The organism is Novosphingobium decolorationis (assembly GCF_018417475.1).
GTDB lineage: Bacteria > Pseudomonadota > Alphaproteobacteria > Sphingomonadales > Sphingomonadaceae > Novosphingobium > Novosphingobium decolorationis.
On sequence record NZ_CP054856.1, the window covers coordinates 1,013,543 to 1,034,538 of the forward strand.

The 20,996-nt window shown below is 65.9% G+C and carries 17 protein-coding genes; 10 read left to right on the plus strand and 7 right to left on the minus strand.

The genetic code is table 11. From position 1 onward, the window contains the following. Positions 1–242: 242 nt before the first annotated feature. The 8 genes from HT578_RS04635 to HT578_RS04670 all read left to right on the plus strand — a co-directional run bounded on the left by HT578_RS04635 (position 243) and on the right by HT578_RS04670 (position 10,835). Entirely contained in the window at positions 243–2,645 is a 2,403-nt protein-coding gene (locus HT578_RS04635; RefSeq protein WP_213502351.1) for a TonB-dependent receptor, read from the plus strand. 285 nt (positions 2,646–2,930) lie between these two features. Then, entirely contained in the window at positions 2,931–4,193 is a 1,263-nt protein-coding gene (locus tag HT578_RS04640) for an MFS transporter (RefSeq protein ID WP_239026479.1), read from the plus strand. A 168-nt stretch (positions 4,194–4,361) separates the two neighbouring features. Beyond that, positions 4,362–5,576: an aromatic ring-hydroxylating oxygenase subunit alpha gene (locus HT578_RS04645; RefSeq protein ID WP_039392741.1), complete on the plus strand. Its 1,215-nt coding sequence runs from the start codon at positions 4,362–4,364 to the stop codon at positions 5,574–5,576. A 192-nt stretch (positions 5,577–5,768) separates the two neighbouring features. Next, the gene (locus HT578_RS04650) at positions 5,769–6,254 is read left to right on the plus strand and encodes a VOC family protein (protein ID WP_213502352.1); all 486 of its coding nucleotides are present in this window, start codon (positions 5,769–5,771) and stop codon (positions 6,252–6,254) included. A 174-nt stretch (positions 6,255–6,428) separates the two neighbouring features. Then, complete coding sequence (gene ygiD, locus HT578_RS04655; RefSeq protein ID WP_213502353.1) at positions 6,429–7,211, plus strand: 4,5-DOPA-extradiol-dioxygenase; 783 nt, start codon at positions 6,429–6,431, stop codon at positions 7,209–7,211. A gap of 57 nt (positions 7,212–7,268) precedes the next feature. Further along, the gene (locus HT578_RS04660; protein ID WP_213502354.1) at positions 7,269–8,363 is read left to right on the plus strand and encodes an acetamidase/formamidase family protein; all 1,095 of its coding nucleotides are present in this window, start codon (positions 7,269–7,271) and stop codon (positions 8,361–8,363) included. 122 nt (positions 8,364–8,485) lie between these two features. Beyond that, the gene (locus HT578_RS04665; protein ID WP_213502355.1) at positions 8,486–9,298 is read left to right on the plus strand and encodes a TauD/TfdA dioxygenase family protein; all 813 of its coding nucleotides are present in this window, start codon (positions 8,486–8,488) and stop codon (positions 9,296–9,298) included. A 67-nt stretch (positions 9,299–9,365) separates the two neighbouring features. Continuing rightward, positions 9,366–10,835 carry an MFS transporter gene (locus tag HT578_RS04670; RefSeq protein WP_213502356.1) on the plus strand — a complete coding sequence of 490 codons (1,470 nt, stop codon included), beginning with the start codon at positions 9,366–9,368 and terminating at the stop codon, positions 10,833–10,835. A 7-nt stretch (positions 10,836–10,842) separates the two neighbouring features. Here HT578_RS04670 and HT578_RS04675 read toward each other — a convergent pair whose 3' ends face one another. The 7 genes from HT578_RS04675 to HT578_RS04705 all read right to left on the minus strand — a co-directional run bounded on the left by HT578_RS04675 (position 10,843) and on the right by HT578_RS04705 (position 19,265). Continuing rightward, positions 10,843–11,061: a hypothetical protein gene (locus tag HT578_RS04675; RefSeq protein ID WP_213502357.1), complete on the minus strand. Its 219-nt coding sequence runs from the start codon at positions 11,059–11,061 to the stop codon at positions 10,843–10,845. A 168-nt stretch (positions 11,062–11,229) separates the two neighbouring features. After that, complete coding sequence (locus HT578_RS04680; protein ID WP_213502358.1) at positions 11,230–13,596, minus strand: acetamidase/formamidase family protein; 2,367 nt, start codon at positions 13,594–13,596, stop codon at positions 11,230–11,232. A 133-nt stretch (positions 13,597–13,729) separates the two neighbouring features. Next, entirely contained in the window at positions 13,730–15,130 is a 1,401-nt protein-coding gene (locus HT578_RS04685; protein WP_239026480.1) for a zinc-binding metallopeptidase family protein, read from the minus strand. Between the two features lie 41 nt (positions 15,131–15,171). Continuing rightward, a complete protein-coding gene (locus HT578_RS04690) occupies positions 15,172–16,422 on the minus strand; it encodes an MFS transporter (RefSeq protein ID WP_213502359.1) in 1,251 nt (416 codons plus the stop codon). 76 nt (positions 16,423–16,498) lie between these two features. Then, the gene (locus HT578_RS04695) at positions 16,499–17,149 is read right to left on the minus strand and encodes a cysteine hydrolase family protein (RefSeq protein WP_213502360.1); all 651 of its coding nucleotides are present in this window, start codon (positions 17,147–17,149) and stop codon (positions 16,499–16,501) included. Next, positions 17,142–18,266, minus strand: a complete 1,125-nt coding sequence (locus HT578_RS04700) for an LLM class flavin-dependent oxidoreductase (protein ID WP_213502361.1) — start codon at positions 18,264–18,266, stop codon at positions 17,142–17,144. The genes HT578_RS04695 and HT578_RS04700 overlap by 8 nt, the downstream gene beginning before the upstream one ends. Before the next feature lie 36 nt (positions 18,267–18,302). Next, positions 18,303–19,265: a ribokinase gene (locus tag HT578_RS04705; protein ID WP_213502362.1), complete on the minus strand. Its 963-nt coding sequence runs from the start codon at positions 19,263–19,265 to the stop codon at positions 18,303–18,305. A 204-nt stretch (positions 19,266–19,469) separates the two neighbouring features. Between HT578_RS04705 and HT578_RS04710 the strand changes: the two genes are divergently transcribed. Both HT578_RS04710 and HT578_RS04715 read left to right on the plus strand, forming a co-directional pair. After that, positions 19,470–20,300 (plus strand): oxidoreductase, encoded by an 831-nt coding sequence (locus tag HT578_RS04710; protein WP_213502363.1) that lies wholly within the window; start codon positions 19,470–19,472, stop codon positions 20,298–20,300. Further along, positions 20,300–20,974 (plus strand): cysteine hydrolase family protein, encoded by a 675-nt coding sequence (locus HT578_RS04715; RefSeq protein WP_213502364.1) that lies wholly within the window; start codon positions 20,300–20,302, stop codon positions 20,972–20,974. Before HT578_RS04710 ends, HT578_RS04715 begins: the two co-directional genes overlap by 1 nt. Positions 20,975–20,996: the final 22 nt, after the last annotated feature.

Here is a 20,996-nt window from a genome sequence, read left to right on the forward strand (position 1 = left end):
CCCGGCGTGTAACACGATGGCCTGGTTTTACGCCGCCCCATGGCCGACTTTTGCTCCGCCGTTGACACCCGAGGGATGCCCGAAACGACATCTCCACGAGGGTCTACAGTCAACTACTTATTCGCACGCGCACAAGACCGCACGGGCCAATTCTCGCCAGCTTCCCCGGTAAGCGGCCAAACCACAAAACCAGCGGCCGCCACCACGGGACTGCCATTAGATTCATGGTTTGGGGAGCTTTCATGTTGACGAAGATGCATTTCGCCAGGGCCTTGGCCTGCAGTGTTTCGCTGATGGCCTTCACGGCCGGGACCGCGCAGGCCGACGAGGCCGCGCCGGCACCAGCGCCCGCCGCGGCACCGGCCACGACCGGCCTCAACGACATTATCGTGACCGCCGAGCGCCGCGAGGTCAGCCTCCAGGACGCACCGCTCTCGGTCTCGGCGATCAGCGCCGAGGACCTCAAGGCCGCCAATATCACCGACATCACGGGCCTCAACGGCTCGGTCCCGGGCCTTGTCGTTGCGCGTTCGGGCGGTGGTGAGCGCATCATCTCGATCCGCGGCATCGGCTCGGAAACACCCGAGAACACCAACACCCAGCCCGGCGTCTCCTACCACATCGACGGCGTCTACATCTTCAACTCGATCGCCGCCTCGGCCGCCTTCATCGACGTCGCCCAGGTCGAAGTCCTGCGCGGGCCCCAGGGCACGCTGTTCGGGCAGGGTTCCACCGGCGGCACGATCAACGTCGTCTCGGTCGACCCGACGATGGATGCGGTCACCGGCTATGCCAACGGTGGCTTCGGCAACTACGCCTACAAGGAAGCAAGCGCAGCGCTCAACGTGCCGCTCACCGACACGCTGGCCGTGCGCGGCGCTTTCCAGATGACCAAGCACGATGGCTATGCCAAGGCCACCAAGGTCCCCGGCACGGACAGCTACGATCTCGATGATCAGGACGAGTACGGCTGGCGCCTCGGCGCAAAGTGGGCGCCCACGGCCAACTTCTCGATCACTCTCAACGCGATCAACTTCCACTCCGACACCAACGGCCCGGCGCAGAAGAACATCCTCGACCCCGAAGACGATCCGCGCATCCTGACCCAGGACTACCCGGGCCGCTCGCTGGTCGAAACCGAGCTCTACACCGGCACGATCCGCTACGAGGCGCCGTTCGCCACGTTCAAGTCGATCACCGGCTACCAGAAGCTGCACTCGATCCAGGCCTGGGACGCCGACGGCCTCGATGCCGCGACCTTCTCGGCCGTCACCTACAACCCGGACAGCTGGACCTACTCCAACTACGACCACGTGCCCCTGTGGCAGTCGGACACGGAAAGCTGGAGCCAGGAATTCAACATCACCTCCAACGGCTCGGGTCCGCTGAGCTGGGTTGCGGGCGGTGTCTACCTGCATTCCGACAACGAGCAGTACATCAACGAGTACCGCGCGGCCGACGACAACATCATCCAGCCCGCCCTGCCCCTGACCACGCCCTGGGACGACCCGCTGGTGGGCAACCTGGCCTATGCGGAACTTTCCTCGATCGAGCGTGACCTCTGGGCCGTCTACGCCCAGGCGACCTACGACCTGACCGACAAGCTCGCGCTCACCGCTGGCGTGCGCTACAACCACGACAAGGCACAGGGCATGTCGGACAGCGTGTCGGGCGGCTCTGCCAGCCAGTCCTCGGGCGCCTATCTCCAGCCCGCCTACACCGGCAACCGCAAGACCAAGGCCTGGACCGGCAAGGTCGCGCTCGACTACCAGATCACGCCGGAAAACATGGTCTACGCCAGCTGGACGCGCGGCTTCAAGCCGGGCGGCATCAACTCGGCGGCCTCGGCGGGCAGCAGCGGCCTGGCGCTGGGCCTCATGGACTCGGTCCAGCCCACCTATACCAAGGAGACTGTCGACAGCTTTGAGATCGGCACCAAGAACCGCTTCGCGAACGACACGCTCCAGCTGAACGCATCGGGTTTCCTCTATCTCTACAAGGACATGCAGTTCCTCGAGGAAGACCCCGTGCTCTATGGCGAGGGCATCTCCAACGCGCCCAAGGCGCGCGTCTACGGCATCGAACTCGAAGCCCAGTGGGCGCCGACCGAACACTTCCGCGTCGATGCCTCTGGCTCGTGGCTGGAGGGTGAATTCACCGAGGACTACTACGCGCTCGATCCGGCGGCGGCGGCGGCGGCGCAGAACGCAGCGGGCTACGGCGACTGGCTGTTCTGGAACAACTACTACGACGCCTCGGTCGTGCGCGATGGCGCGCGCGCCAACATCAACGGCAACCGCATTCCCAAGCTGCCGCGCTGGCAGGGCACGCTGGCCGCGACCTACACCAACAAGGTCGGCCCGGGTAACCTGACCGCCCGCGCCCAGGCGATCTACCGCGGCAAGTACCAGTACCGCGTCTTCAACGATGCCAGCACCGACCTCGCCTCCTCCTACACCCAGGTCAACACCATGGTGAAGTACGAGCCCGAGGACACGAACTTCTCGATGATGTTCCGCGTCATCAACCTGTTCGACACGAACGGCGTGAACTCGCGCTTCTCCGATCCCTACGGCAGCGCGCAGGTGATGGAGACCTACATTCCCCCGCGCCAGTTCATCCTCTCGTTCGGCTACACCTTCTGATCCAGACCGTCCGCAATGGCCGGTCTGCGGGCGCGGGGAGCAAGACTCCTCGCGCCCGTTCCCTTTTGTGCGCAAGTGCGGCATAAGACGCTGCAGCGCGTCATGGGGCTGGAAACACGCCTAGGCGCCCCGCCCCTGTCGCACGCAAGGACACCAGAGCTGAAACCACTGCCGGATCAAGTGTTGAGGCGCACACCATCAAGAGTGCACCCCGCCAGTTCGGGAACATGCTGCCACACGAATCCCGGCCACGAAGCCGGGACGAAGCTGTAAGCAGGAGATACGATGCCCCGCAACGCACAGGTCATGATTGCCGCCTCGCTGGCGTTCTTCTTCGTGACGGCCACGACCTTCACCTCGCTGGGCTATGTCCTCTACATCATGGTTGACCAGCTCGACTGGTCGGCGGCGGCGGCCGGCTTCAGCTTTGCCCTGCTGGGCCTTGCCTGCGGGCTTGCCAGCCCGCTGCCACCCTACCTGATGAAGACCATCGGGACGCGCCTGACGATGGTCCTGGGCGCGCTCGTGCTGGCAGGCGGCTTCGCGATGGCCTCGGTCATCAACGACCTCAATTTCTTCTTCGTCGCGACCTCGCTGATGGGGGCCGGCTTCACCCTGCTGGCGCCCTCGCCTGCGGTCTATCTCCTCGCCAACTGGTTTCCGCGCACCTCCAGCCGGATGATCGGGTTCTACTTCATGGTCGGCTCCTCGGGCGGCATCGCGGGGCCCCTCATCGTCAGCGCCATTGCCGGGGCGACCGGCGACTGGCGCTTGCACTGGATGGTCATGGCCGTGGCCGCCGCCGTCCTTGGCCTCATCTGCTTTGTCTGCATCCGCGACACCGAGGCCGTCGCCACCACAGCCCAAACGCAGGAAGACACCGAGGCCAGCGGCACTATCGCGGACAGCGGATACACCGTGCGCCAGGCGCTGCTGACGCGCACCTTCCTCATCCTCGCGGTGATCCTCACCGTCGTGCAGACGGTCGTCACCGCGACCCACTCGCTGCTGGTCGCGCACATTGCCAACCTGGGACACGGCGCGGCGCCGGGCGCCATCGCGATGAGCCTCCTGGCCTTTGCCGGAACCGGCACCAAGGGCGTGACCGGCGCCATCTGCGAGCGGGTCTCGCCGCGCCTGATCCTGATCGGCGGCCTTGTCCTCCAGGCGCTTGCCATGGCGCTCCTCTCCTACGCGCCCGGCGTAGCCATCGCCATTGCCGCGGCCATCGTGTTCGGCGCGGGCTGGGGCATGGCCTGGCTCTCGGGCCACATCCTGCTGCTGCGCTACTTCGGCGCACGGCTCGCGGGCACGATGACCGCCATGGTGACGACCGCCTCCACACTCGCCGTCTTCGGCCCCATCGGGGCGGGACGCGTCGCCGATGTCACCGGCACCTATGCGCCTGCCATCGTGGTCTTTTCCGGGCTCCTCCTCGCCGCCGCGATCATCGCGCTGCTCTTCCTCAAGGCCCCGCGCCCGCTGGGCGCCGCGCAGAGCGAAGACACCCAGGACGCGCCCGCACTCAAGCTGGAACCCGCCGAATAAGGCGCCCCCTCGACGCGGACCTGTCTCCAGGATCACATTTGCCAAGAATGAGGGCGCGCTGGGTAAAGCCTGCGCGCCCTTGCCTTTCTAGTCTCCCTCGTATCGGCCCGGCGCCCTCGTGCGCCAGATGAAGGCCGCACCAGACCACAACGACGGGAACAGGCACGCATGACACTCCTCACCGACCAGTTCTTCGACAGCCTCGCCAGCTCGAAGCTGGATACGCTGGAGGCCGAGACCCTGCCGCGCGAATGCTACGCGAGCGAGGAATTCCACGACTTCGAGATGGAAGCCGTCTTCGCCCACGAATGGCTCTGCGTCGGGCGCGCGGAATGGCTGGAGGAGCCCGGCGACTTCTTCACCGTCAGCCGCGCCGATGAACCGATGATCGTGTGCAAGACGCGTGACGGCACGATCAAGGCGCTCTCCTCCGTCTGCCAGCACCGCGCCATGCTGGTCGCCGAAGGCCACGGCAACACCCGCGCCTTCGTGTGCCCCTACCACCACTGGACCTACGACCTCGACGGCACGCTGGTCGGCGCGCCCGCGATGAGCCGCACTTGCAATTTCGACAAGAAGGCCGCCTCGCTGCCCGAGATTCGCATGGAAATCTGGCACGGCTTCATCTTCGTGAACCTCGATCCCGAAGCCGAGCCCCTCACCCCGCGTCTCGCCGCGCTGGAGGATGTCGTGGCCAACTACGACTTCGCCTCGCTGCGCGGCCCCCGGCCCGAAGAACCCACCGTGTTCCCCTGGAACTGGAAGGTCATGCTGGAGAACAACAACGACGGCTACCACGCCAGCCGTCTTCATGCCGGGCCGCTCCATGACTTCATCCCGAGCGGCCTTGCCACCTTCCCCGAAGTCCCGGCCGACAGCGCGGGCTACTATCGCCTCAACGGCACGCTCCACAAGAACGCCGGGTTCAACGCAACGCAGAAGTCGATCTTCCCGGTTTTCCCCAAGCTGACCGAGGAGGAGCAGAACCGCCTGCTCTTCGTGAACCTGCCGCCCAGCCTCAGCCTGGTCGTGCTGAACGACAGCGTCATCTACCTCATCATGGACCCCAGGTCTGCGAACTCGCACGCGCTCACCATCGGTACGCTGATGGCGCCCGAGGCGATGGAGGACCCGCTCTACGACCTCAAGGTCAAAATGACCGACGAGGCGGTGGAGCGCATCGTCGCGCAGGACTTCCACGTCGACGAGCTCGTCCAGCAGGGCCTGCGCTCACGCCATGCACCGCGCGGCCGCTATTCCTGGCAGGAGGGCGCCCAACGCCTCCTCAACGTCTGGCTGGTCGATCGCTACTGGGCCGAATGGGACCGCCGCCGCGGCCCCTCCGCGCCCGTCACCCGCCTTCGTGCCGGATCGTCCGGCTGAACCTGATCCTTCACTGGATACCCTCCCAACTTTGCGGCGTCCGGCCTGTCCGGGCGCCGTTTTCTTTGCGGACCAAGACAGGCTCCGGTCGCTGCCGATCAAGCTTTCGTGCGTGCCCGCTCCAGCCTTCATACGTGACCTCTGGCTACCCACGAGGCCACGACATGCCAGCCAAGGGGAGCATACCGGCACATGACCAACAGCCTCATCTTCTTCGACATTCCCAGCGACGATCCCGATGCGGCGGGCAAGTTCTACGCCGAGGTCTTCGGGTGGGAGGACGATCCGCGCCTGGGCGGCGCGTACCACCGCATGGTTCCGGGCGGCTTCTTCGCCAACAAGGACGGTTCGGAGAGCGAGATCGGCCACCTGCACATGGGCATCGGCAAGGTCTCCAACATGCGCCCCCATCCCGATCCCGAGGGCATCGAGCCGCGCACGATGAGCAGCGGTGGCCGCGGCCCGCGCATCTGGATCCTGATCGACGACAACGACACGCCCGAGCGCATCCTCGCCACCGCCGAGAAGCTGGGCGCCACGGTCCTGTGGCGCAACCACTACTGGGCCGAGTTCAACGGCCTCAACCACTGCTTCGTCGACCCCTGGGGCAACCACATCATGCTCTGGGGCAAGGCCGGCAATCCGCCCAAGGTACCCGAGGACTATACCCGCGAATAAGCGGGACGCAGGAGGACCTGCCTTCCGGCCCGAAAGCTGCGCGACAAGTTCTTGTGCGCCGCGATCCAAGACCGGGAGGCAGCCTGCGCCATAGCGTCCAAGCACGCCCCCAGAGCCACGACGACACGACAACACGACAAGGGGGGCCGACAGGTCCAAGGAGAGCCAAGAGCAATGAGCCGACTTCCCATCGTCTTCTTCGGGCACGGCAGCCCGATGGTCGCGCTGGAAAAGAGCGACGTGACCCGCCAGTGGAAGGCCATGGGCGAGCGCATCGGCAAGCCCCGCGCAATCCTGTGCATCTCGGCCCACTGGCAGACGCGCGGCACCGCCGTCACCGCCATGGCCCAGCCGCGCACCATCCATGACTTCGGCGCCTTTCCGCAGGCGCTCTTCGACGTGCAGTACCCCGCGCCCGGCGATCCCGAACTTGCCCAGCGCGTGCGCGAACTGCTCGCGCCCATGGACGTGAAGATGGACGCCAACTGGGGCCTCGACCACGGCACCTGGACGGTCCTCGTCCATGCCTATCCCGAAGCCGACGTGCCGGTGATCCAGCTCTCGATGGACCTGGCCAAGACCCCGCAGGAGCACTGGGAGATCGGCCGCGCGCTGCGTCCGTTGCGCGACGAGGGCGTGCTCATCATGGCGACGGGCAACATCGTCCACAACCTGCCCGCGATGGACTGGGCCAATCCGCTGGCCGAGCCCTACCCCTGGGCCACCCTCTTCAACGACACGATGTGCCAGGCGGTCGAGAACGACGATCCGCAGGTCGTGATCGATTACCAGCAGCTGGGCGATGCGGCGCGCTATTCGGTGCCCTCCTCGGACCACTTCCTGCCGCTGCTCTATTTCCTGGGTGCCCGGCATGAAGGGGAAGACGCCACCTTCGCGCCCCACTTCATCCAGCACAAGTCGCTTTCCATGACGAGCGTGCTGATCGGAGCGGACTGACCGTCCGCCGCATCCTGCACCTCGCGCATTCCCCTTTCTACGCCCACAGGAGTTTCGATGGCCCTCATCAACCCCAAGTCCCAAGCCGCGCGCGCAACCGCGATGCCCGGCGCCCTGCACCATCTCAAGGCCACGCCCGAGACCGTGCACTGGGGCTATTTCTCGCCCGAGATCAAGCCGGTGCTGCGCGTCAAGAGCGGCGACCTCATCCACGGCGAGGCCATCACCCACCACGCTGGCGATGATCCCGACCTGATGTTCGACGAGAACATCAAGCGTATCTTCACCGAGATCGATCCCACCAGCCGCGCGCCCGGCTGCCACATCATGACCGGCCCGATCTACATCGAGGACGCGGAACCGGGCGACATGCTGGAAGTGCGCTACTTCGAGATGAAGCCGCGCCACAACTATGGTTCGAACCTCCAGGCCAACTGGGGCCACCTCTACAAGGAGTTCGACGAGACCGAGCGCGTGACGATCTACAAGCTCGATCCCAACGCGATGACGGCCTCTGCGCTCTACGCCTACGATGTCGAAGGCGTCTACACGACGCCCGGGCGCATCACGCATTGCCCGACCTGCGACCGCTCCGAGGCGCTGCCCGGCATCACCATCCCGGCCCGTCCGCACCTGGGCACCGCAGGCGTCGCGCCCGCCGTCAACGAGCCGGTCAGCACGATCCCGCCCGGCCTTCACGGCGGCAACATCGACAACTGGCGCATCGGCGCAGGCGCCAAGATGTACTACCCCGTGCAGGTCAAGGGCGGGCTCTTCTCGATCGGCGATCCCCATGTCAGCCAGGGCGACGGCGAGATCAGCGGCACGGCGATCGAAAGTTCGCTCGACGTCCTGTTCCAGATCATCCTGCGCAAGGACTTCTCGTTCCCCTCGCCGCTTCTGGAAACGCCCGACTACTGGATCGTCCACGGCTTCGGCGAGGATCTCGACGCGGCCATGAAGGGCGCCTCGCTCGACATGATGCACCTCCTGACCGAGCATCAGGGCCTCTCGCGCCACGACAGCTACTCGCTGATGAGCGTCGCCTCGGACTTCGGCGTGACGCAGGTCGTGGACGGCACGCAGGGCATCCACTGCCGCATCGAACGGCGGATCTTCCCCGAAAAGGGCACCTTCACCGATCCGGAATGACACACCACTTGCGGGCAACCGCAAGGCGAGGCCGGACCGGAAAACCTCCTCTTTCCCGTCCGGCCTCGCGCCTGTCCACCGACCGCGCTAGAGATACGGGCAAGGCCCGAGGGAGAATGACCATGAGCTATGAAACGATCGACGTGCGGCCGGTGACCAAGCGGATCGGTGCGGAGATCTTCGGGGTCGACCTGACGAAGCCGCTCGGCAACCAGACTTATGCCGAGATCCGCGAAGCCCTGCTCAAGCACCAGGTCGTGTTCTTCCGCGAGCAGGAGATCGACCACGAAGCGCACCTCGCCTTCGGCCAGGCCTTTGGCAAGTTCCACACGCACTCGGCGGTCAAGGGCCTGCCCGAGCACCCGCACATTGTGCAGATCCACGCCGACGCCAACAGCAAGTACATCGCGGGCGACAACTGGCATTCCGACCTCTCGTGCGATCCCGAGCCGCCGATGGGCTCGATCCTCTACATGCACACCATGCCCGAGGACGGCGGCGATACGCTGTTTTCCAGCATGACCGCGGCCTACGAGGCGCTGTCCGAGCCGATGAAGCGCTTCCTCGAGCCGCTGACTGCAGTTCACGATGCGAACCCTGTCTACAAGGCGATCTTCCCGGACATCGACAAGCAGTACGAGTGCAACACCCACCCGGTCATCCGCACCCACCCGGAAACGGGCCGCAAGCTGCTCTTCGTGAACTCCTCCTACACCACGAAGATCAACGAGTTGTCCAGGACCGAAAGCGATGCGGTCCTCAAGTGCCTCTACGAGCACGTGAAGGACCCCAATTTCCAGGTCCGCTTCCGCTGGCGCCCGCACTCCATCGCCTTCTGGGACAACCGCTGTACCCAGCACTTCGCGGTGTGGGACTACTTCCCCGAAACGCGCTCGGGCTACCGCGTGACGATTGCCGGCGACCGCCCCTTCTGAGCAGCAACTGCAAAGCGAAGGCATTTGCGCTGGCGCAAGGTCCTAGGCCACCCAATGCGTTAGACAGGTGGTCCCAACCATCGCCAGCAACGAGGCAAGCCCCACGATGAGCCGCGACACGACGAGCCCTGCCCCCGAGCCCGAGGCACTCTCGCCGCTGCGCCTGCGTCTCATCATGGCGCTGGTCACCGGCGCCCTGTTCATGGAGATCCTCGATGCCTCCATCATCATCACCGCACTGCCGCGCATGGCGCGCGATTTCGGGACGAGTGCGGTGGGGCTCAACATCGGCGTCACCGCCTACATCCTGACTCTCGGCATCCTCATCCCCGCCAGCGGCTGGGTGGCCGAACGTTTCGGCGCGCGGCGTATCTTCGCCATCGCCATAGGTCTCTTCACCCTCGCCTCGGCGCTGTGCGGACAGGCGTCCAGCCTGACCGAGTTCGTCGCCCTGCGCGTCTTTCAGGGGGCTGCGGGCGCGATGATGGTGCCGGTTGGCCAAGTCATCGTCCTCACCTGCACCCCGCGCGACAAGCTGATGGTGGCGATGTCGAACCTCATCTGGCCTGCGCTCATCGCGCCGGTGGTCGGACCACCGCTCGGCGGCTTCATCACCGAGCATCTGGGCTGGAACTGGATCTTCTACCTCAATGTGCCGCTCGGCCTCATTGGCCTCGTGGGTGCCTGGATACTCGTGCCCAGGACCGCCCGCCCGGATGAGCCACGTCGCTTCGACTGGCCGGGATTTGCGATCACCGCGCTCGGCACCTTCGGGCTGCTTGCCGGGCTGGAACTCTTGGGCGCGACGGGCAACCTCGCCGCACTCGCCCTCGTCGCACTGGGCCTCGCCTTGCTGGTCCTTGCGCTACGGCACATGGCCCGCGCGCCCAACCCGATGGTGGGGCTCGACAATCTCGCGATCCCGACCTTCCGCGCTACCATCCGGGGCGGTTCGCTTGCGCGGGCCGGCGTCGCGGCATCGCCTTTCCTCGTGCCGCTGCTGCTGCAGGTTGGCCTTGGTTACAGCCCATCCGAAGCCGGCCTGATCCTGATCGCGCTGTTTGCGGGCAATCTGGCCATGAAGTCGGTGACGACGCCGGTCCTGCGCACCTTCGGCTACCGCCGCGTGCTCATCGGTTCCTCGCTCGCCAGTTTTGCCGGGATCGCGGGCGGCGCGCTGCTTGCTCCGGGAACCCCCGTCACGCTGATCTGCGCGTTCCTGTTCTTCTCAGGGATGACCCGCTCGATGCACTTCACGACGCTGGGGACGATGGCCTTCTCGGACATTCCCAAGCCGCAGATGAGCGACGCGACGAGCCTGTTCAACACCTCGATCCAGCTGATGATGGCCAGCGGCATCGCGCTCTCCGCACTCGCGGTAAAGCTGGGCGACACGCTGGGCACCGGCGCGCCCGACGTGCCCTACCGCCTTGCCTTCCTGCCACTCAGCGTGCTGTGCCTCGCCACGCTCGTCGAAGCCCTGCGCCTTCCGCGCGATGCGGGCGACAGCTTCGTGGGTCGCAAGTCGCAGGCCTGAGCCTGCCTTAATCCTTGGCCCAGGCACGGCGCGCGCGCCGCACGCACCAGCTCCACACCGGCACCGGCGATCCCGCCAGAAGCAGCACGATCAGAAACTCGAGCGGACGGCGAAACAGCGCGTCGAACCCGGCGAAGCCCACGATGACGAGGATCGCGAAGAGAATGACGAACGTGAAGACAAGGGCGAGGAGAACGAACGCCCCGGCAGCAAGTTTGGAAGGCATGGGCGGCCGCTAGCACAGGGTCGTGAGACCTGCCAGCGGGCGAATTGTCCCCCTAGCAGGAAGGACATGTCCGAGGGTCAGCGCCCTCGGGCTCCCCTGGCTGCAAAAGGCAACGTCGCCCATTCTTGGGGTCAAGGGGTAATAACCCCTTGAATAATCTCTTCCTGTTTAGCTCGTGAAGAGCGCCTTTCGGATCACCGCGTGAACGCCATAATTGCCGTTCACGACCTGGCTCACCCCGAAATCGACCCCGACCGAAAGCAGCGAGATCGCCTCGTCCTCGGACAGTTGTTTGGCCGTCATCAGGAAGCGGCGGGCCTTGCGGAAGGCATCGCGCATCGCCTCATCGAGCGAAGACTTCTTGTAGACCTCGCTCTGTGCGTCCGCGCCCAGTTCCTTGAGATAATCCGGGTGCGAGAAGCCCATGATGACCCACTCGGTCTCGGTCTCGATCAGCGGGTAATCGACATCGCGCAGCTGCTCCATGACGCCTTGCGCCTTGTGATGGACGACCTGGATCAGCGCGGTCATCGAGCATTCAATGGCCGTGCCACACAGTTCGCTGTCGCCTTGCGAGGCGTGCGGATCGCCCAGTGAAAGAAGCCCGCCCTCGACCTGTACCGGCAGGAACACCCGCGCGCCGGGCCCGGTGCGCCAGTTGTCGAGATTGCCGCCAAAGCTGGAGGGCGGCACGGAATCGACAAGCCCGTTATGGTTGGGTGCCACTGCGATCACGCCGAAGTGCGGCCGGATCGGGATCTCGACATTGCGCAGCACGTCGAAGTTCTTCTCGATCGTCGCCGGATCGACCGGCACGCCCGGATAATCGTAGCGCGGATGGACCACGCCCGAGGGGTCTGTCTGCTCGGTCCAGCGGTAGGAATAGACCGCGTGGGCCGTGGGGGGACGCATGCCGCCTGCTTCCACCTCGTAGATGGTGATGACCTCGCGCTGCTTGGGCTCGGTCAGCAGGTCCTGATAGTGGAAACCCCAGTAGGTCGCCGCGTTCGAGCCGAAGGATTTGCCCGCAAAGCGCGGATTTCCACTGGGCCGGGGCTTCAGATCGAGGATGCGCACCTCGATGAGATCGCCCGGCATCGCGCCTTCGATGGCGATGGGGCCCGTGCAGATATGGACGCCGAAACCCTCGCCAGGACCACGCCCGAGAGCCGAGGCGTCCATCGGTCCGGCCCCGCGCCGGTTGACCGACTTTCCCTGCGCGTCCCAGTGGAACACGCTTTCCGCGCCGCCATCGCCTTCCACCATGCGCTCGGCATCGTCGTTGGCGTGGTGGGTCAGAGTCTCGATGGTCACGAAGTCCCCCGAGCGAATGGAGAGTGCCGGCTTCAGGTCCTTGCTGAGAAAGCCCCAGTGCACCGTTTCGGGCGAAGCGGGCAAATGGTGGTGGCGCACCTGCTCGCCTTCGGGATGGGGGCTGTAGGGTGCCCCGACCTTGGGGCCGCCTTGCGCTGCCTCCGCCGTATCCGGTACTTCCGCATCGGTGCCATCGTCGCTCTCGGCAGGTTCGTTCTCGGCCTTGGCGGCAGGCGTCTCGCCGCGTGCGGGTTTGCCGCGGCGCAGGAGCTCGACCGCCTCGTTTTCCTGGGGCTGGCCCTTGCGGTACTCGCGCGGAGAGATGCCGTACTGCTCGCGAAACGCCCGGCTGAACGAGGCGGAATCGTTGAAGCCCCATTCGAACAGGATGTCCGAGATCGATTTCTGGACGTGCAGCGGGCTGCGCAGGTCGAGGCGACAGCGCTCCAGCCTTCGCACCTTCACGTAGTGCCCGAAGCTGTCGTTGATCGATTCGAACAGCTTCTGGAGGTAGCGCGGCGAGATGCCATGCTCGGCCGCGACCTGCTGGTAGTTGAGGTCCGGGTCGGACAGGCGGATCTCGATGGTCTGGAAGATCCGCTCCAGCAGCGCCGCGCGCATGCCCGCCGCGCCGCCCAGCGCCTTGGGCGGCGCGTTGTCGAGCAGGCTGGTGACGAGGAACTCAGGGAACGCAAGTTCCACCGGCCGCGCCTGGTCGGTGGTGATCTCGTTGATGGTGTCGGCCAGCGAGCGCAGCATGCCGGCAAAGACACGCGCGGTGCCGGTATCGGTCGCGATCTGGCGCGGCGCGGCGCCGACGGGCGTCTTGAGCCGCGCGGTCAGTTCGCTGTGGGGCACCTGCACGATGAGGGTGCGGTTGTCGCCCGCAAAGGAGAGCTGCACCGGCACATCGCCCTGCCCGCAGATCAGTTCACCATCGGAGAGGCGCAGTTCCTGCTTGGCATCGCGCATCGTCGCGCTGCCATCGAGCAGCAGCGCCACCCAGTAGGTCTGGGGTTGATCGCGAAAATCGATGGTCCAGGTCTGCTGGGTCCCGGTCACACGAATGAAGCTGATGCCCGTGCTCGACTTGAACTGGATCAGCTCCCCATAGAGCGTCGCCTCATCGGCCTCGTCCAGCGTCAGCGAAAGGCGTTTCAAGGCAAAGCGCCAGGCATCGCGGCGCTGTTCCTTGGGATAGACATTTGTCGTTATGCGCAAGGAATTTCCACCCGTTTTCCTGCTATCTGCACGGGGACAGCCGGAGCCTTCGCTCCGCCCTCATCCGCCACCGCGGCCGCATGGCTAGCGCGCCCTTCCCATTACGGCAAGTACCCAGACAAAAGCGTTGGGATCAGCTCTCGAACGGGGTCTCGGCGCTGCCATAGACGCTGGTCGGACCATCATCGCCCGGCGCTTCGCCGCGTCCGCAGACAGCCAGCATGGTGAGCGCGTAGACAAGCGCACTCGAGGCCATGTCGTCAGGGGTCGGGCGCCAGCGCGGCATACCCGTGGTTACGGCAGGAATGCGGTGCATGTTGAACACGTTATGGTCCCGCCACATGCTCGAATAGACCGGATGGGCTACCTCCAGCGGGGCGCCACGCGCCAGCCGGGTCGCGGCATCGACGGCGCCAGTGAGCGCGGCGACCTCGCGCTCGGCGGCCTCGAAACCGTGGCGTACGACAACCGGCTCGACATCAAAGCTCTCGACATCGACGCTGCGCATGGCCGAAGTGATCCCGTGCATGGCCTCGGCCGCCTTCTGGCGCGGATTGAGGCCGACCTCGATGTAGAGCGCACAGATCTCGGTGCCGGCGCCAAAGTCAGTAGGCATTCCGCCGCGCACCGAAGCAATCTGCACTTTGGGCGCGACCTCGCCGCTCGCGGTGCGCAAGATCGAATTCGCCTCCCACGTGAGCCCCCAGGCGTGGAGCGCCTCGATCACCGGGCCAAGCCGATAGATCGGGTTGGGGTGGGCCGTCGCCAGGCGCGGCGCTTCCAGGATCGGCGTGAACATGCCCTGCCCGTAGATGCGCACACGAAAGACCGCATAGCCCGAGCCCTGCCAGGTGAGGCCGAAGTCGGTGCCTTCCGCCGCGATGGCGTAATCGGGCGCGACGCCGCCGTGGTGGAACAGGTAATGGGCGCCGATGTCCTTGCCCATGTAGTCGATCCCGGCAAATTCCTCGATCGGTTCAGGGCCGATCTCGCCCGGGCACGCAGTCAGCCAGGTCTTTCCGGCAAGCCCGATGCCTGCCTTCTTCAGTGCCTTCGCCGCGATCAGGAAGCAGGACATGGGCCCCCGGTCATTGGAGATGGGAAAGCCGCGAAGGCGTCCCTCCTCGTCGAGCCAGCACTTCGTCCACTCAGGGTCGGCCATCGTGCTCTCGCGGTAGCGGAAGCGGTCCTGCTCGGCGATGCCGCTCGGGCTCTCGGTATCGAGATGGGCGGTGAAGAGCAGGTTCGCGCCCGGCGCGGTGCCGCCATATTCGCCGATCACGTTGGGGCGCTCGGGCACGGCGCCGACCTTGCGCGGCTTGAAGCCTTCGCGGCCCATCCAGTCGTGGACAAACTCGGCCGCGGCCAGTTCCTCGCGCGAGCGGCTGGGGATGTTGCCCAGCTCCAGCGCCAGTGCGACCAGTTCGTCGGTATCGATCGCGGCGGCAATCGCCTCGCGCTCCTCCTCGCTCACCGCGTAAGGGGCAGCGGCAGGATCAGCGAAGATGGGGGCAGAGGCAGGAATATCGGCCACGAAAGATCCTTGTCTTGTCAGGTGTTGCCGGAGGGAAGGCGTCAGTGGGATGGCACGGGCATGGCGTCCGGGGAAGTGCCCTCTTCTTCGCCATAGCGCGGCAGCAGCAGGAGCAGCACCGCGCCGCCCGCAAGCGCCGCGCCCACACCCACAAGCGCCGGACGATAGGACTGGACGTTGTCGAAGACGAGGTCGAGCAGGATCGGGGTGATCCCTTGCGCGGCGATCACCGCCGAATACATGGCCCCGATGATCGAGCCGAAGTGGCGGACCCCGAAATAGCGCGCGATGTAATAGGGAAGCGCGCCATACTGCGCCCCCATGCCCACGCCCAGCAGCAATCCGGCGAAGAGCAGCACCGGTGTTCCCACCCCGAATTCCAGGAGCGCGAGGCCACCGATGGCAAGGCCGTACATCGGCACCGCGACACGCGGCGTCTGGATCTTGTCCATGATCCGCCCGGTCACAACCTGCCAGCCCGAGGTCGCGAGCGCGAAGACGCTGACCACCGCGGTACCCGTTGCGACAGAAACGCCCCGGTCGCCCAGGATCGGCACGACGTGGCTGAAGATCGCGGTGGTCCCGCCAGCTCCGGCCGCAACGGCCAGAAGGACCAGCCAGAAAGAGGGAAGCCTCGCGGCCTCGGCCAGGGTCAGACCTTCGCGCGGGGCCTCTTCCTGCGCCGCGCTCGCACTTGCAGTCCGGTCGCGCAGGAACAGCACGAGGATCGGGAAGGCCAGCAGCAGCACGAAGGCGGCGATCCCCAGATACCCCGCGCGCCAGCCCCAAGCGCCGACGAGAACTGCGGCCAGCACCGGCATGATGACCGATCCGATCCCGCAGCCCCCGCCCGCACTGATGCCAAGCGCAGTCCCCCGGTTGCTCTCGAACCAGTCGGCCACGACCTTCTGGTAGATCGGCGTTCCCGCCATCGCGCTGAAGATCGAGAGCACCGCGAAGGTCGCGTAGAACTGGATCAGGCTCCCGCTCGTCAGCGCCAGCGCGGCAATCGACAGAGCCAGTCCGACCACGCCCGTCAGCAAGGTGCGGCGCGCGCCGTGCGCGTCGACATGGCGCCCGATGATCGGGTAACTGACCGCGCCCACAACCGCGAGAATGCCGAGCACCCCCGATATGCTCGCGCGCGACCATCCGAAGGTCTCGGACAAGGGCACCAGGAACAGGCCGAAGACGGCGTGAACCGCAGGCGTCACGCTGACCGCATTGCCCAGCGTGCAGGCGAACAGGACAGGTGTGCGTCCCGCTACGGCGGAGGGATCTCGCGGGGTCATCGGCAAGCACCTTTCCTGTAAATGTCTCGGGAGGCTGGCCGGGCGTGCCGCTGTGCAAGGCCCGGCCCACCGCGCATCAGGCCAGCGCCTCGTGCACGGCCGCGCTCGTGGTCAGAAGACCGATGTTCTGCGCCAAGACGTCGAGCGTACTGGCGTGCAGATGCTCCTCGTACGCCACGCAGGCATCGCTCACGAGGAACACGTTGTAGCCCTTGTGAAAGGCCGTGCGCGCGGTGCTGTCAACGCAGCACTCGGTGGTCATGCCGCTCATCAGCAGCGTGTCGATGCCGCGGGCGCGCAGCTGCGCATCGAGATCGGTTGCGTGGAAGCTGTCGAAGAGCAGCTTCTCGATTTCGATGTCGCCTTCTTGCGGGGCCACGCGGTAATAGTCCGCCCCGCCGCCCTCGGCCCGGCAGATCGCCTCACCGCCCGGCATCCCGCGCCGGACCATCAGGGTCTTGAGCGCATCGCTGTCGGTTTCCGGGCGCGTGACCACGCGCATGAAGGCAATGGTGCCACCTGCACGGCGCATGTCCGCGATCAGCTCCTCGATCCTCTCGATGGCCGTCTCGATCGGCGCGAAGTCGCTGCAGAACGTGCCTGCAACGCCTTCGGGCGAAGCGAAGTCGACCTGGATGTCAACGACGACAAGCGCCGTCCTGACCGGGTCGATCATGCCTGCAAGATCAGGACCTGCAACGTGGGGCAGATCGGCCGTGTCAGGCATTCTGTCCGACCGTGATCTTGCCGGGGAACCGCGCACGCAGGAGAGGCAGGACTTCCTTGCCGAACTTGGGAATGCCGGTGACGTAATCGTCGAAGATCAGCATGAGACCATCGGTCCCGGCCACCTCGAAGAGCTGGGTCAACTCGGCCGCCACCGTCTCGGAAGAACCGGCGATGTGCGCCGACATGAAGCTGGAGCGGGCCTTGCGGGTGAAGTCGTTTTCCTTGCCGATTTCGTTATCGAGGAACCCGTAGGCGCGCATCATGCCTTCCAGCGCGCCTTCGTCGAACCCGTCGGCGTAGTGCTTTGCCTTGGCCTGTGCCTCTTCGTCGGTTTCGCCCAGCACGATGGTCATCATCGAATACGTGCGCACGAAACGCCCGATGCTCGCGGCGTCCTCCTTGGCCTCCTTGCTGGCCTCAGCCAATTGCTCGGCTTCGCCGCCCGAGAGGAAGATCGCGTCCATCTCTTCGGACGTGAAGCGCATGCCCTTCCTGGACGAACCCGCGCACACGAGGAAAGGGCGCTTCCGGGGCTTGGGCCAGGACTGGCAGTCCTCAAGCTGAACGTAGATGCCGTCCATCGTGACCGAATCCTCGGCCCACAGGCGCTTGATCGCGGTGACCCATTCCTTGGCGAGGTCATACCGTGCGTCGTGGTCCACGCCCTCGGGCCAGGCACCCATCTGCGAGAACTCGCCCTTGTAGGAGCCGGTAACGACGTTGAGCCCCGCGCGTCCGCCCGAAATCTGGTCGAGCGTCGCGATCATCTTGGCAACGACGCCCGGGTTCTGGAGAAGCGTATGGACCGTGCCCCAGGTCTTCACCCGGCTGGTCGCCTCGGCAAGACCGGCGATAGCCATCACCGAATCGAGCGAACTGTCCCAGTGGTGCGTCTCCCCGCCGTAGCCGCGGTACTTGGCCATCGCCATGATGAAGTCGAACCCGGCCTCCTCGGCCAGCACGCCGCATTGGCGGCAGTAATCGTAGGAGCCGTCGATCTCGGGCTTGTTCTTCGAGATGATCCAGCCGCCGTTGGCGATCGGCAGGAAAATCCCGAGATCCTTGCCACCTGTATCGGAAGGCACGCCGAATTGGGTCGGTTGCAGTTCAGCCATCACTTTGTCCCATCGTCTCTCTCGTGTCTCGCCCCATCAAGGTAGGATGGCGGCCGACCGGTTCTTGATTGGCAGCGCATGTTCTGTTGCCGGTTCGGAAAGCAGGTCGGAAACCACCGCGCGCGAGGGCATCGAGGGCGCGGCCCCATGCGAAAGCGTGGAGAGCGCCGCCGCCGCGCAGGCGAAGGGAACCGCCTGTTCGAGCGTGCGTCCCTCGTCAAGAAGCGCCGCCAGCGCCCCACAGAAACAGTCACCCGCGCCCACCGTGTCGACCGGCTGGACCGGGATCGAGGGCACGTGGACAAGGCTCCCCTGGCGCACGATCAGTGCGCCACCCGCGCCCAGCGTCACGATCGCGGCCTGATCCTCGCGGCAGAACAGGGTGCGCGTGCGAGCCGCCAGCGCCGCCATCTCGGCGTCCTCGCCCGGCAACGGCGCGCGGACCTGCGCGGCGGGCGCGTAGACGTCGAGTTCGGGACGGTTGAGGACAAGGATATCAACATGCGGGAACAGTGCCTTGGCCTCAACCAGGGCAGGCGCGGTGTTGAGGATCCGCAGCGCCCCGCTCTCGGCCAGAAGCGAGGCAAGCGCCGGGATCGGCACCTCGAGCTGCGAAAGCAGCACCCCGCCGTCCACCGGCACACAACCTCCCAGCCGCGCATTGGCGCCCGAAACGACGATGATCTGGTTTTCGCCCAGGGCATCAACCGCGATGTATGCGGTCCCGGTCGCTTCGCCCGCAAGCATGCGAATGCCGTCCACGTCGATGCCTTCCATGGCGAGACGCTGGACCATCCATTTGCCCGAGTCGTCCTCGCCGACCGCGCCCACGAAGTGGACCTGCGCCCCCATGCGGGCCGCGGCCACGCCCTGGTTGGCACCCTTGCCGCCCGGCAGGCGGGCGGTAGCTTCGGCCAGAACCGTCTCGCCCGGCAGCGGCAGGCGCTGGAGCGAGGTGATGATATCAATGTTAATCGAACCGACGATGTGAACAGCCAAGTGCGCGCCCCGTCCCGTTACCCAAAAAACCTTGCCGAAAATGCCTCGAATGGCATTGCAGCCCCAGTGGTGCAGCATGGGTTGCGCGCGCGGGTCAAGCGCGGGCACGGGCGGTGCGCCCTCGCACAAGATTTGCGGGCGCCAGCGCAAAGAGGATGCACAGGGCCACTACCTAGTCTCGGCGCCATGAAGGAGACCTCAGACATGACGAACTGGCTTATCACGGGCACCGGCGGCGGACTTGGCCGCGAACTTGCAAAAGCCGCCCTCGCGCGCGGGGACACGGTCGTAGGCCTTACCCGCAAGCGGGAGGATGCAGAGCTGACCGCCCTCGCGCCCGGGCGCATGCACATCGTCCAGGTCAATCTTGCCGACGAAGCCTCGGTCGAAGCGGCCGTCGCGCGCGCGCAGATCCTCACTGGCGGCATCGACCGGCTGGTCAACAACGCAGGCTACGGCCTTGTCGGAGCGATCGAGGAAGTCTCCATCGAAGAGGCCCGCGCGCTCTTCGAAATCAACGTCTTCGGCGCCCTGCGCATGATCCGCGCCGTGCTGCCCGCGATGCGCGCGCAAAAGCGCGGCCACATCGTCAACGTGACCTCGGTCAGCGGCCATGCGCCCTGGGCCGGAACCGGCCTCTACGGGGCCAGCAAGTACGCTCTGGAATGCATCGGGCAGACGCTTGCCCAGGAAGTCGCGCCCATGAACATCGGCGTCACCAACGTCGCACCGGGCGGCATGCGCACCGAGTTTGCAGGCGGCAGCCTAACCATCGCCGCGCGCGACATTGCCGAGTACGACGAGGTCGCCCACTTCGCCCGCCGCTCGCTGACCGAAAACGCGGGCGCGGAGGCTGGCGATCCCGCACGCGCCGCGCAGGCCATCCTCGCAGCGCTCGACGCGCCCGAGCCGCCGCTGCACCTCCTGCTGGGCGAGGATGCACTCCATTACGCCAGCGACCAGCACGCGCGCGTTGCGCAGGACATGCAGACCTGGGAAACGCTCGCGCGCTCCATCGCCTTCGCCGAGGTCTGATGCACCCGTTCCACCTGCCCGACTGGGCCGTTGCGCGCGGACAGGGCCTCAACCGCTTCGATGCACTGGAACCGGGCGCGACCGCGCTTGTCGTGATCGACATGCAGAGCGCGTTCGTGGGCGAAGGCGAGGTTTTCGGGAAGGCGAGTTCGCGTGCCACGATCCCTGCGATCAACGCGCTGTGCTCCGCCTTGCGAACCTTCGGCGCGCCGGTGATCTGGACGCGCCAGACCGTCAGCGACCGCGCACCGCTCGCCATGCCCAGCTGGCAATACGACCTCACCGATCCCGAGGTCGCCCGTGCGGTCGAGGCATTGCGGCCCGGCTGCGCGTCCCACGCGCTGCATCCCGCGATGAACTTTCACGAGGGTGACGTCCTTCTCGACAAGTATCGCTACGGGGCCTTCTCATGCCCCGATGGCGCGCTTGCCCGGGCGCTGGCGCGGCGCGGGATCGAGATGGTGGTGCTGGTCGGCACGCTCACCAATGTCTGCGTGGATTCGACCGCGCGCGAAGCCAACATGCGCGGCTACAAGGTACTGATTGCAGCCGATGCCTGCTCGGCCGTCACCGATGCCGAGCAGGACGCCGCGCTCCTCAACCTGCGGCTCAACTTCGCCGACGTGAAGAGCTGCGCACAGGTCCTGGAAATGACGAAGGGCGCCGCTTCATGAGGAACGGCGCCCTTCCGGTTGG